Consider the following 12,748-nt stretch of genomic DNA (forward strand, 5'->3'; position numbering starts at 1 on the left):
CGTCAAGAACGAGCGCCCGATGCCGGCCCTGCAGATGCTGCGGCGAGGCGTTCCTTCGGAGGCACTCGCTTGGGCGCCCGCCCAGCCAACACAATGACAAGCAAGGCCAGGACAGTGAGTGCAGCGCAGGCCGCGAAGACGCCTTGATAGCCGAGCGCCGTCGTCGAACCGAAAGCGATGATCGGGCCGGAGACGATAGCGCCGAGGCGCCGGGTGTTCGTGTACAAGCCCGAGGCCAAGCCCGGACGGGGAATCAGGCGCTGGAACAACGTCAACCCTACGCCCGCCACAATCCCAAAGAACCAGGCGTTCAAAACCTGGATCGCGATCAGGGTGGCGGGGTTGGAAACAAAGGCCATAGCCGCGTAATAAGTGATTCCGGCGATGCATCCGGAGACAATGAGCGCCCGGCTCGAGAAGCGGCGGGCCAGCCGTCCGATCAGGAAGAGCGCGGGGATCTCAAGTGCAGCCGAGACGCCCAGCGCGATGCCCGCCCAGATGACATCCACGCCGAGTCCCTGGGTCACAAACAGACCCATGATGGACACCGCAGCGCTATTGGTGGCTTGCAGCGCGATAAAGCCCAGGACGACGGCGGCGACCCCCGTTTTTGAGAACAGTTGCCCGTCGTCGGGGTCGTCGCTCTTGAGTCGGGCCTCAACAGTAGCGGCCCGCCGTCGGGAAATCATGGCGGCGGTCGTGGCGACATTGAGGACTGCCACCGCCCCGAGCGCGAGAAGGATGGCTCGATTGCCCAGAGCACCCATGATGAACGTCGCCAGCGGCGGCCCTGCCACCCAGGCGAAGGAGACAATCGCGCGGGTGTTCATGACGTCCGCGGCTCCGGCACCTGAGTGTTTCAGGTGGGCGAACAGGAGTGAGCTGCCCACCCCGGCTGGCCCTCCTAGGACGATCAAGCCTACGACGGCGAGCGGCAGCGAAGTGCTCACCGCCAGGAGGGCGGACAAGGCCAGGGTCAGGATGCCGCAAGCCAACAGGGGTCGCAGATAGTCCTTTGCGCGGTCTGCGTAGGCCGGCACGAGGAGGGAGGCTACGAAACCGCCTGCATTGTAGACGGCAAGAACCCAGCCCACCTGGGCGGGAGTGGCATCGAAAAGGGCCACCAGCAGGAGTGCCAGCGCGGGGTTAAGGAAGGCGAACTGGAGCCCCCACAAAAGCGCCGCAGATGGGACGAGCAAACGCTTCATGCTTTCATTCCGGTGATCCACGCACTCAACCCTAGAGTCCTTGCAGCCCGCGAGGGAGGCACTGCCGGTACCTGTATCGGCAAGTCTCCCGGCTGGTCAGGGCCGATTTCGGCAACATGCCCGATCAGATCGGGTCCGCGAAACGGCTTCGACAAAACCCGAATCAGGGGTGGACGGCGGGAGGCGCACAGAGCAGGATTGAGCCATGAGCACCCATGACGCACTTCTGAAGCAGGCCAGCATCACCGCCACGGAAGCCACGCTGGTGGCCAAGTTCGAGATCGAGGGCAACATCCCTGGTTCCGGCGCCTTTGTTGTGGGCCTGGTCGCGGCGACTCCGGATTATTCCTCTCAACGAAGATTGGGCATCGAGTTCATGAACGGGGAGGCGATCGCGTTCTTCTCCTTTAACCACGACCAAAGCGCCGAAGAAAACTACGACCTCAAGGGCGTTGAGCACTCCGGGAATACCATCACGGGCCATTTCCCCCTCTCTGCAATCAATGGTCTTGGCAAGGGACATGTCATGACCGCCTTCAGTGAAGCTGACGGCCGCGAGTTCCAGTCCGGCGTCGCGGTCGAAGAGTCACTTTAGGACGGGACTGCTACTGTCCTACGGAACCGCGCGTCGATTTCATCTCTTCGGCTGCGCTTGTCGATGCGTCGCGCCGCTTATGTGTCCTGAACACCTGGCTGCACGGTGACCGTCTGAGCCAGCCCTCCTTTGCGTGTCATGTGACACATGCGCGCGGAGGAATAGTGCCCGCCGGGTTACCGTTGACGCGAGTAGTTCCAATAAAGACGACAGGAGAAATCCGTGGACTTCACCCCCGAATCCGGCACCATCACCATGTTCTCGACCACTTGGTGCGGCTATTGCAACCGCCTCAAGAAGCAGCTGGACGCCAAGGGCATCGGCTACAAGGAGATCAACATCGAAGAGGTCGAGGGCACTGCCGAACTCGTGGAGAAGCTGAACGGCGGCAACCAGACGGTCCCCACCGTCCTGTTCCCGGACGGCACCGCGGCCACGAACCCCTCGGCAGCCGAGGTCGAGTCCCGGCTCGCCGCCTGATTTGCCCCGTCTTCGCGCGAACTGGCAGCAGACACCCCCAAAAACGGGCAAAGTCATCTGCTGCCAGTTCGCGGGGCGCTCATCTTCCGGCTTTCCGATTTCGTAGCGCACTACGCAACATGCCGCGCAAAGCGCAACAACCCTAGTCACGGATCCAGCCCCTGTGATAGACAGTTTGAGATCAGACTCGGACACGACGTCCGCGGTCCACGAACCTCACAGGGGAGTTTTCCATGGTCCACGCAGTCAAAGGGGCAATTGTCCGCTCGAAGGGCGCGCCCGTAACCCTCGAAACAATCCTCGTCCCGGACCCGGGCCCGGGCGAAGCGTTGGTGGACATTCTGACCAGCGGCGTGTGCCACACAGACCTGCATTACAAGTTGGGCGGCATCAGCGACGATTTCCCCTTCCTCCTCGGCCATGAGGCAACCGGCGTTGTGAGCGCCGTCGGTCCGGACGTCACGGACATCGTTCCCGGAGACCGCGTGATCCTGAACTGGCGGGCAGTCTGCGGCAATTGCCGCGCCTGCAACCGTGGTCAGTCACAATACTGCTTCAACACGCACAACGCCACGCAGAAAATGACGCTCGAGGACGGCACCGTCCTCTCCCCCGCGCTCGGCATCGGCGCCTTCGCCGAGAAGACCCTCGTTGCCGCCGGGCAATGTACCAAAGTCGACCCCGACGCCGATGCTGCCGCCGTCGGCCTGCTGGGCTGCGGCGTGATGGCCGGGCTGGGCGCCGCGATCAACACCGGCGGCGTCAAGCGCGGCGATTCGGTGGCCGTTATCGGCTGCGGCGGCGTGGGCGTGGCCGCCATCGCGGGGGCTGCCCTGGCCGGTGCCACCACCATTATTGCCGTGGACATTGACGCCAAGAAGCTGGACCGGGCACGCGAGCTCGGTGCCACGCACGTGGTGGACTCCTCGCAAGGAGACCCGGTTGAACAGATCCGCGAACTCACCGGCGGTTTTGGCGCGGACGTGGTGATCGACGCCGTCGGACGCCCCGAAACGTACAAGCAAGCCTTCTATGCCCGCGACCTCGCCGGCACGGTGGTGCTGGTGGGCGTTCCTACGCCGGAAATGACGCTCGAACTCCCGCTGCTGGACGTCTTCGGCCGGGGCGGTTCCCTGAAATCCTCGTGGTACGGCGACTGCTTGCCTTCCCGCGATTTCCCCATGCTCGTCAGCCTCTACCGCCAGGGCAAGCTCGATCTCGACGCCTTCGTCACGGAGCGGATCGGCATCGCCGATATCGAGGACGCTTTCGACAAGATGCACTCGGGATCAGTCCTTCGATCGGTGGTCGAACTGTGACGAATGAATCGCTGACCAACGAAACCAAGACTGTCCGCGTTGAGCGCGTAGTCACGTCCGGTACATTCTCGCTGGACGGCGGCACGTGGGATGTGGACAACAACGTGTGGATCGTTGGAGACGACGCCGAGTGCATCGTGATCGATCCCGCGCACCAACCGGCCGCCATCACGGCGGCGATCGGTGACCGCACGGTCAAAGCCATCCTCCTCACCCATGGCCACGACGACCACATCCGCTCCGCTGGAGCTTTCCGGGACATCGTCCACGCGCCGGTCCACTTGCACCGAGACGACTGGATGCTCTGGAAGGCGGTTTACCCTGATGCCGATCCCGACGCCGACATCAACGACGGCGAGATCTTTGAGGTCGCAGGGACCCGGCTAAGGGCCATCCACACACCAGGTCACTCCCCCGGTTCCGTGTCCTTCCATCTGGAAAGCGAAGGAACCCTTTTCAGTGGCGACACACTGTTCCAGGGCGGACCGGGAGCCACCGGGCGTTCCTATAGCGATTTCCCCACGATCATCGACTCAATCCGCTCCAAGATCCTGACGTTGCCGGAAGATACCCTGGTGTTGACCGGCCACGGTGACGCCACCACCGTTGGAGCCGAGGCGCCCCAGCTTGGGGAATGGATCGCGCGGGGGCACTAGGCGCGTCGCCCCGTGTGGGAACGCTAGTGGGCGCTGGCGCCGAAGTCCGGTGGTGCGGCTGGTTCCAGGCGCACCACCACAGACTTGGAGGCCGGCGTATTGCTGCCTTCGGCGGTTGAATCCAACGGGACCAGGACATTCGCCTCCGGGTAGTAGGCCGTCACGCATCCACGGGCTGTGGGGTACGCGATCAACCGCAACTGGCGCAGAACCCTGTCCACGCCGTCGTCGGCCTCGCTGTGGACGTCCACATAGCCGCCGTCGGCGAGGCCCAGATCGGCCAGGTCGTCACGGTGGGCAAAAAGCACAAGGCGGCCCTTCTTCACGCCCCGGTAGCGGTCGTTCATGCTGTAGGTGGTCGTGTTGAATTGGTCGTGGGCGCGGACTGTCTGGAGCAGCAGGCGCCCCGGCGGGACCTGGATTGTCTCAAGGTCATTGACGGTGAAAATTGCCTTCCCTGTGGCGGTGGGAAACTTCCGTTCGTCCCTTGGACCATGCGGCAGGACGAAACCGTCGCGGTTCCGTGCCTTCTGGTTGAAGTTCTCGAAACCCGGCACCACGTGGGAAATGTGCTCACGAATGGAATCGTAATTTCTTTCGAAACCCGGCCAGTCAACGGGAACTCGGTCGCCGAGTACCGCGCGGGCCATGCGGCAGACGATCGCCACTTCGGACAGGACCTTGTCGGAGATCGGTTCCAGCCTGCCCGCCGAACGGTGAACGGCGCAGACTGTGTCTTCTACAGTGACAAACTGCTCGCCGCTGGCCTGGCGGTCTATTTCCGTCCGGCCCATCGTCGGCAGGATCAGCGCCTGCTCTCCCACCACGGCGTGGGAACGGTTGAGCTTCGTGGAAATCTGGACGGACAACCGGGTCTTGCGGACCGCGGCTTCAGCCGCGGTGGTGTCCGACATCGCGTGGACCAGGTTTCCACCGAGCGCGACGAGTACCTTGATCCGCCCGTCCCGCATGCCTCGGATGCTGTCCACGGAATCGGCGCCGGGCTGCCGCGGTGGGTTGAACCCGAATTCGCGCTGCAGGGCGTTGAGGAACGGCTCGGGCATCTTCTCCCAAATGCCCATGGTGCGGTCGCCTTGGACGTTGCTGTGGCCCCGGATCGGTGACGGGCCGGCGCCGGGTTTGCCGATGTTTCCCCGGAGCAAGAGCAGGTTGACGATTTCCTTGATGGTTGCCACGGCCTTCTTGTGCTGCGTCAAGCCCATGGCCCAAGTGATGATGACTTTTTCGGCACGCAGGTAGCGGGAAGCAAGCTCGTCGATTTCCGCGGTCCTCAGGCCCGTTGCGGCAAGGACGTCCCGTTCCTCCAAGGATGCAACGTGTGCTTTGAACTCTGCGAGCCCCTGGCAGTGCTCCTCGATGAACGCGTGGTCCAGGACGGCCCCGGGTGCCGCTTCTTCTGCTTCCACGACCCGCTTGGAAACAGCCTGCAGCAACGCCATATCCCCTGCGAGACGGATCTGCATGAACTGGTCTGCCAGGTCCGTTCCTTTGCCTACCAGGCCGCGGGGACGTTGCGGGTTCTTGAAGTTGATGAGCCCGGCCTCCGGAAGCGGGTTCACGGCGACAATGCTGGCACCTGCGAGCTTGGCCTCTTCCAGGGCCGTGAGCATCCTGGGATGGCAGGTCCCTGGATTCTGGCCCATGATGATGATCAAATCCGCCTTGGCGAAGTCGGTATAGGTGACCGCGGACTTGCCCACGCCCAGCGTCTCGCCGAGGGCCAGTCCAGTGGACTCATGGCACATGTTGGAGCAATCGGGCAGGTTGTTGGTCCCGAAGGCACGCACGAAGAGCTGGTAGACAAACGCGGCTTCGTTGCTCGTCCGTCCGCTCGTGTAGAACGTGGCCTCATCCGGCGAATCCAGCGCGTTCAGTTCACGGGCCACAATCCGGAACGCATTGTCCCAGCTGATGGGACGGTAGTGGCCCGCACCTGCCGGTTTGTAGACGGGTTCCACCAGCCGGCCCTGCTGTCCCAGCCAGTATTCCGAGCGCTGGGCGAGGGATTCGACGTCGTTCCCGTCCCAGAAATCGGACGGAACTTTGAGCGGATCTGCCTCCCACCCGACGGCCTTGGCACCGTTTTCGCAGAACTCGGCCAGCTTCCGCTCTGGAGGATCGGGCCACGCGCAACTCATGCAGTCGAAGCCGTCTTTCTGGTTCAACGCGCGCAGGGACTTCCACATGCGGGACGGGCCCATTTGACCCAACGAATGCGGCAACGATTCAACCAGGCTGGGCAGGCCCGCGGCCGATCGTTTGGGCGGACCGACTGTGAGCTCCGCGTCGGAATCGTGGACAACGGGCGGCTTCTTGTCCATTGCTCTACCTCGCTTCAGGAGGGCGGCACATCCCGGGTCCGGGTGGAAGGCAGCGCCCGGGACCACGTGGTTGTGGCCTCAAGCGTAGTCCTGGCGGTATCGGTCTACAACGGCGTACGGGTGCTCGACATCGGGAGCAGGCTCTGGAAATCGCCGTCGATCAGTTCCGCGTACTCTGCGTAAGCCCCGACGACGCCGTCTACCACAGTGGGTACGTCCAGCTGCGGCAGGAGGTCGTTGGCGGCCCCGGCGGTGGCAGGGTCCCATTCCAAGCCGAGGGCTTCATAACTGGCTGTGAGGACTTCGCGGATGGGCGCCGAGTTCTCGACGACGATCACCGAGCTGAACAGCCATCCCCCGGAGACTACCCTCTGGGCGGTGCCGATCAGCTTGATCTGGTGTGCCGGAAAATCCGGGTCCAAGCCGTGGACGCTGAACTCACCCGGGCAATACTCGCCCGGAATCTCCCCGACGGCGGCTTGCACGCCTACGCGACGGAGTGCGCCCGCGAGGAGCCCGCCAAAGAATGAAAAACGGGCCTTGGCTCCGGCAATGGCGTCTGCGTGGGGCTCAACGTGGTCTATCACCAAGGTGCCGCGATGGTAGGCCGCAGCCCTTCCCCCTGCCTTGCGGATCAGTGGTTCGAACCCCAGGTCCCGGCAAGCCTCGGATGCGGCTTGGAATCCTGGCAATTTGGCGTCGCGTTGCCCGAACGCCACCGTGGGGCGGGGCCGGTACAAGCGGAGCGTTGGCGCCAACTGCCCCCGTCGGGCCCGGTTCAGGAGCTCGATCCCGAAATCCAGGTCGTCAGCGACGCCGAGCGATTCTTCCTGCCGCACTACCGTCAGCGTGTGGTGCGCTTCGGCGGATTCCTCGGCCATCAGCCCTTCCTCAGGGTGAGGATCTGCTCCGCGCGGCCGAAAGGGCCGCTGATGTCGTGGAGCACCGTGGAGGTGAGGCCGATGCCGTCATTCCCGAAGGAGACCATGTTGTCCAAGCCCAGCCATTCCCCCGCGGGTTCACGGTACATGTGGACTTGGAGATCGAGGTTGGGGAAGACGTAGCTGTTCTTCCCGGGTGAAACGCGGGCGGCGATGCCGTTGGCAGTGTCCACGAGTCCCACGAGCCTCGCGAGATCGCGGCTGTCGGCCGCATCAGTCAGCGGGTGCTCGGTTCGGATCCAGACTTTGCCCGAGCCTGCCCGGTGTCCTTCCGCGATCCGCATTTCCAGGGACCGGATGTAGCCGCCGGGCCACACGTTCGAACCGTCCCAGGGTTTGCATTCATCCGGGGCCGGCATGGCCACGTCTTCTATCGCGGCCACTGCACTCGTGTCGCTGGTGGCCATCCGCCAGGCGGTGGCCCGGATGGCCACGCGGCCTGCCGCCGCGAGTTCCGCCTGGATCAGTTCAATCGTCCGGCCGGGGCGGAGCGTGCTGGTGGTGATCTCGAACTCGCCGCCCGGGATCAGTCCCAGGATTTCGTAGCTGAGGCGCGCCATGCGGACGTCGTCGCGGGGCTCATGGCGGAGCAAGGCATCAGCCAGGATCCCCGAGGCCGGCGCCATGTGCTGCTCGTGCGGATTCCACGCGCCCTGGGCGTGAATCGTGGAGCGAAACCGCCCATCTCCGAGCGATTCGTAGTAGAAGTCGCCTTCCGCAAGGTCCGGAAGTTCAATACTCAACGCCTGCCCTTTCGCCGGTCCGGTAGTGGAACTCAGACCACTGTATCGTCTGCGCCACAGCCGTCCGACGTCGACGGCAAATGACCAAGCAGACAGCAAGCCCGGCAAGGGCGCGGGCCAGGAGGACTGCCCCCAAAGGGGAAGTCTTACCTTATCTCACCCGTGAAGACGGACGATCCGGGGTTAGGTTGCCCTTCCCGTGTGGTCGACGGTGAAGTCGCCACCCGGATACAAAATGGTCTCGTGCCCGTCGTCAAAGCGAACGAAGTACGGCGGCGCGCCATTGGCACCGCGGACTTCTATAATCTCGCCATGCCGGTCGGATGCCCCGACGGTTCTGCCATGAATGATGATCCGATCTCCCTGGGCTGCTTCCACAGGAACCACCTCCCAGGATCAGATTACGAGTGTTGGGCTGCCGTGGGAACAGCTTGCAGGTGGCCCATCCAATTAGCCGGGCGGTGGCAGGTCGCAGCTCATGAATTGTCAGTCCTCTCCCATACGTTTGACGAAATTGTCGCCGAACCACATCGACGTACATGGTCGCCATAAAAGAGGGATCGCCAGTGCAAAGTCAAGAACTGAGACCGGAACAAACCGCGACGTCGGCGGCAGCAGCGGCGTCGTTCGCGGCTCCGCCGGCGCGCACCTCGATGCCGGACTGGTACCCCGAGCTGCTCGCAAGTGTCTCCAAGGAAGTCAGCACGGGACGTTCACGGGCCATCTCCGCAGCCAACAGGGCGTTGCTCGCCTCCTATTGGTCCATCGGCCGGCAACTGGCACAACGGGAATCCGAGCAAGGCTGGGGCTCGAAAGTCGTCACCCGACTATCGGCGGACATACAATCCCGGTTTCCTGGTTCGAAGGGATTCTCGCCAAGGAACCTTCGCTACATGAAGACTTTCGCGCAAGCTTGGCCGGAGTTCCCAATGTTGCAAGCGCCGCTTGCAACATTGCCCTGGTACCACCAGATCGCACTGCTTGAGAAGCTCGACGACGCCGCGACCCGCCTCTGGTACGCAGCGGCCGCCGTCGAACACGGATGGTCGCGCAACGTTCTTGCCCATCAGATTGAAACCCGCCTCCATGAGCGCTCCGGGCAAGCGATTACCAACTTCAAGGCCACCATGATGCCGGCGGACTCGGACCTTGCTCAACAAGCCACCAGGGACCCATACGTTTTCGACTTCGTCGCGATGACTGACCGCCGGAGCGAGCGGGAACTGGAGCTTCAACTCGTGCAGCATGTGGAGAAGTTCCTCCTGGAACTGGGCCAAGGTTTCGCCTTCGTCGGCGAGCAAGTCCGGTTGGAGATCAACGGCGATGAGTTCTTCGCCGATCTCCTCTTCTATCACTTGAAGCTCCGTTGCTATGTTGTGATCGAGCTCAAGGCCGTGAAGTTCGAACCCGGATTTGTCGGCCAGCTAGGCATGTACATGTCCGCCGTGGACGATCTGCTGGCGCATCCCGATGACAAGCCGACCATCGGCCTCCTGCTCTGCAAGGAGAAGAACAATGTGGTGGCCGAGTACGCGCTGCGGGGAATCAACCTGCCCATCGGTGTCTCGGAATGGCAAAGCAAAATCATTGAATCGTTGCCAGAGGAGCTCGCTTCAAGCCTGCCGAGCATCGAGCTCCTCGAGGCGGAACTGGCTGACGAACCGATCCCACACTGACCACGTCGGTCAAAACACTGGCGCAGGCGCTCGGGTAAACGGGTCAGGCGACTGACGAGGGGAATTGCAGCTCTGGCCGGCGCTTGGAAACCTCGGCCAGCACGGCGGAAATCGCCTCCCTGATAACCTCCGCTTCACCGCCCGCTTGAGCGGCGTCGAGCCCCGTCGTGGCGTGGCGTACAAAAGCGTCCCAGTCGCCTCCGCCGGCACGGAGCTCCCTCAGCGGTGACATCAGGGCGGCGCGGCACAGCCACTCGTCACGCTCCCGCACCCAACGATCCAGAACGCTGCCCGCCCGCGCCCTGGCCTGCCCTTCCAGCCCGGCAATCAAAGGTCCGATCACGTCTACCGCTAGCGGATCGACCAGTTCGCGCAGCCTTCCTTCACGGACAAAACCCTCAAGACGCGTCAGGTCGGTATTCGTCAGCAGATGGACGTTGGACTGCAGCAAGACGATTGCCGCGAACCGGCGCTCGAAAATGGCAGGCTCCCACAATTCCGAGCTCAAGGCGGTGACCTCATCATGCGTGAGTTGCGCGTAGCGGCGGAGGGTGTCGCGGACCGTTCCACGGATGGCACCGATCGAGGTTCCGTAGTAGCGGAGCCCTTTTCCCAGGCGCGTCTGCGCCTCCTCTGCACGGATCCAAGAGCTCTCACGGCGTAGCGCCTCATCGATGAACTCACCCGGGTCACTCATGCGAACATTCTTTCGCAATAGTGTCTGGTCAGACGTACTCACCGAACCACGAAAGCGTGTCCTGCCAGGCTGCAGTGGCCTGGGTTTGGTTGTAACGCTGGCTCGTGTCGTTGTGGAAGGCGTGGTCGACGCCGGGATAGACAGTGAGCTTGTGGCGAACCTCGGTGGCTGCGAGCGCATCCCGAAGTGCAGGCATTGCGCCGGTGATGCGCTGGTCGAGTTCGGCATAGACGCCAAAGACGGCCGGTTTGATGGACGGAACCTTTTCCAGGTCGGGTGCGGGGCCATAGAAAGCCGCTGTGGCTTTCAGTCGGGGTATCCCGGTCGCGGCCTGCCAGGTGATGCCGCCGCCGAAGCAGTAGCCGTTCATCGCGATCCGCTCGCCGTCCACGAAATCCAATGACCGGAGGTAGTCGAAACCCGCGGAAAAGTCTGAAACGTGTCGCTCGGCCCCTGCCCGCGTCAGCGCTCCGGGGACGGCGTCGGCATCCAGGCTCGGCGTACCTCCCTCCCGGCTCAGGAGATCCGGCGCCAAGGCGACATATCCGGCCCTGGCAAAACGGCGCGCCACGTCCTGGATATGCGGGGTAAGTCCGCGGTTCTCGTGGCAGACGAGCACCGCCGGCCCCGCATCGGCCCCCTCAGGCCTGGCGAGGTAGGCGCTGATCTCGGTCCCGGCGGCGGGGAACCGTACGGTGGCCGTCACCAAGCCGGACGCGCCTTCCGGGACGGAGAGCGGACTCTTCGCCCCCGGAACTAGCCCTCCGGCTACCCCGCCTGAGTCCGCGTCCCCCGGCAGCCGGTCTGACGAAGCCCTGGGACTTGGCATCGGGTCCGTGGTACGCGGGATTTCGTCGGTTGTACAGCCGAGCTGCAGCATCGCTGAAGAAGCCGCGGCCATGCTCCCGGTAATGAAGGCCACCCGACGAACGAACGCACCGTGGGACATGTCTCCGGCACGGTAGTCGTCGAAGAATTCCTCGACTAGGTACTTCTCAAATTTGCCAAGCTGCGTCACGAAAGGCCTCCTGAGTTTGCCGCATATCTTCCTCCCAAGACCTTCACCCGGCAAGGGCACTACGCCGCGCGCAAGATGATGGGTGTAGCCGCCAAGTAATGAGACACTCAGTTCCATGCGTGAATTTGTGGTTCTCGGCACCGCCTCCCAGGTCCCGACCAGGACCCGCAACCACAACGGATATGTGCTCCATTGGGATGGCGAGGGCTTGCTCTTCGACCCCGGAGAAGGTACGCAGCGGCAGATGATCCAGGCTGGTGTCTCGGCCAGCCAGATCACGCGTATCTGTGTTACCCATGTCCACGGCGACCACTGTTTCGGGCTGCCGGGCGTGCTTTCGCGCATGGCCCTGGACCGTGTGGAGCGTCCAATCCACTTGCACTATCCCGCGTCCGGCGAGGACATGATCCGCGCCCTCGTGGCCGTTGCCAGTCCCGGGATCGACCTTCGGCTTCATCCGCACGGGGGCGCCGGGCCTATCGCCGCAGGAGTAGAGGTGCGCCCGCTACTCCATCGAATCGAGACATGCGGCTATAGGGTTGTCGAGCCCGACGGCCGCAGCCTCCTGCCGGAGCGGCTTGCGGCGGCCGGGATTACCGGATCGGATGTCAGCCTCCTGCAGCAGGACGGGAGTCTGGGCGGCGTGCGCTTGGAAGACGTGAGCGTGCCTAGGCCCGGACAGCGCTTCGCCTTCGTGATGGACACGGCGCCATGCGCAGGCGCTGAGGAACTTGCCGAGGGTGCCGACCTTCTCGTGGCTGAGTCCACTTTCAGCGACGACGACGGCGACCTCGCCGCGCAATACCGCCACCTCACCGCTGGGCAGGCGGGGGCGTTGGCTGCCACCGCCGAAGCGGGCATGCTCATTCTTACCCACTTCTCGTCACGTTACACGGACGTCAGCCTGCTCGAGGAGCAGGCACGGACGCGGTCCGGCGGGGCCGTCGTCGTGGCCGCAAACGACCTGGACCGGATCCCCTTCCCGAAGCGGCAGCGGTGGATGTGAAAAGCGCGGGCAAAGCAGATCTTCGGCACCGCTGAGGGAACCGGGCTGCGACGTACGGCGGCTCGCG

General features: G+C 63.6%; 13 protein-coding genes. 6 read left to right on the forward strand and 7 right to left on the reverse strand.

The window, feature by feature from the left end; all coding sequences use genetic code 11:
* Positions 1-2 precede the first annotated feature (2 nt).
* On the reverse strand, positions 3-1,208 hold the full coding sequence (locus LFT43_RS11665; protein WP_395796947.1) for an MFS transporter: 1,206 nt from the start codon (positions 1,206-1,208) through the stop codon (positions 3-5).
* 205 nt (positions 1,209-1,413) lie between these two features.
* Here LFT43_RS11665 and LFT43_RS11670 point away from each other — a divergent pair, with 205 nt between their 5' ends.
* From LFT43_RS11670 to LFT43_RS11685, 4 genes are all read left to right on the forward strand, one after another.
* Entirely contained in the window at positions 1,414-1,803 is a 390-nt protein-coding gene (locus LFT43_RS11670; RefSeq protein WP_395796949.1) for a hypothetical protein, read from the forward strand.
* 222 nt (positions 1,804-2,025) lie between these two features.
* Entirely contained in the window at positions 2,026-2,283 is a 258-nt protein-coding gene (locus LFT43_RS11675; protein ID WP_395796951.1) for a mycoredoxin, read from the forward strand.
* A 233-nt stretch (positions 2,284-2,516) separates the two neighbouring features.
* Positions 2,517-3,602 (forward strand): S-(hydroxymethyl)mycothiol dehydrogenase, encoded by a 1,086-nt coding sequence (locus LFT43_RS11680; protein WP_395796953.1) that lies wholly within the window; start codon positions 2,517-2,519, stop codon positions 3,600-3,602.
* Positions 3,599-4,258, forward strand: coding sequence for an MBL fold metallo-hydrolase (locus LFT43_RS11685; RefSeq protein ID WP_395796955.1), 660 nt, complete (start codon positions 3,599-3,601; stop codon positions 4,256-4,258). The genes LFT43_RS11680 and LFT43_RS11685 overlap by 4 nt, the downstream gene beginning before the upstream one ends.
* Before the next feature lie 23 nt (positions 4,259-4,281).
* Here LFT43_RS11685 and LFT43_RS11690 read toward each other — a convergent pair whose 3' ends face one another.
* The 4 genes from LFT43_RS11690 to LFT43_RS11705 form a co-directional block, all read right to left on the reverse strand.
* The gene (locus LFT43_RS11690) at positions 4,282-6,600 is read right to left on the reverse strand and encodes an FdhF/YdeP family oxidoreductase (protein WP_395796957.1); all 2,319 of its coding nucleotides are present in this window, start codon (positions 6,598-6,600) and stop codon (positions 4,282-4,284) included.
* Between the two features lie 104 nt (positions 6,601-6,704).
* The gene (locus LFT43_RS11695; RefSeq protein WP_395796959.1) at positions 6,705-7,481 is read right to left on the reverse strand and encodes a biotin/lipoate A/B protein ligase family protein; all 777 of its coding nucleotides are present in this window, start codon (positions 7,479-7,481) and stop codon (positions 6,705-6,707) included.
* Positions 7,481-8,284 (reverse strand): thioesterase family protein, encoded by an 804-nt coding sequence (locus LFT43_RS11700; protein WP_395796961.1) that lies wholly within the window; start codon positions 8,282-8,284, stop codon positions 7,481-7,483. Before LFT43_RS11700 ends, LFT43_RS11695 begins: the two co-directional genes overlap by 1 nt.
* A gap of 183 nt (positions 8,285-8,467) precedes the next feature.
* A complete protein-coding gene (locus LFT43_RS11705) occupies positions 8,468-8,662 on the reverse strand; it encodes a DUF1918 domain-containing protein (protein ID WP_184735479.1) in 195 nt (64 codons plus the stop codon).
* A gap of 188 nt (positions 8,663-8,850) precedes the next feature.
* Here LFT43_RS11705 and LFT43_RS11710 point away from each other — a divergent pair, with 188 nt between their 5' ends.
* Positions 8,851-9,960 (forward strand): YhcG family protein, encoded by a 1,110-nt coding sequence (locus LFT43_RS11710; protein ID WP_395796963.1) that lies wholly within the window; start codon positions 8,851-8,853, stop codon positions 9,958-9,960.
* A 43-nt stretch (positions 9,961-10,003) separates the two neighbouring features.
* Here LFT43_RS11710 and LFT43_RS11715 read toward each other — a convergent pair whose 3' ends face one another.
* Together LFT43_RS11715 and LFT43_RS11720 are read right to left on the reverse strand one after the other, a co-directional pair.
* Complete coding sequence (locus tag LFT43_RS11715) at positions 10,004-10,657, reverse strand: DNA alkylation repair protein (RefSeq protein WP_395796965.1); 654 nt, start codon at positions 10,655-10,657, stop codon at positions 10,004-10,006.
* Between the two features lie 28 nt (positions 10,658-10,685).
* Positions 10,686-11,675: a dienelactone hydrolase family protein gene (locus tag LFT43_RS11720; protein ID WP_395796967.1), complete on the reverse strand. Its 990-nt coding sequence runs from the start codon at positions 11,673-11,675 to the stop codon at positions 10,686-10,688.
* Between the two features lie 115 nt (positions 11,676-11,790).
* Between LFT43_RS11720 and LFT43_RS11725 the strand changes: the two genes are divergently transcribed.
* A complete protein-coding gene (locus tag LFT43_RS11725) occupies positions 11,791-12,681 on the forward strand; it encodes a ribonuclease Z (RefSeq protein WP_395796969.1) in 891 nt (296 codons plus the stop codon).
* Positions 12,682-12,748: the final 67 nt, after the last annotated feature.

The sequence above is a fragment of the Arthrobacter sp. FW306-04-A genome (assembly GCF_044358315.1).
Classification (GTDB): Bacteria; Actinomycetota; Actinomycetes; order Actinomycetales; family Micrococcaceae; genus Arthrobacter.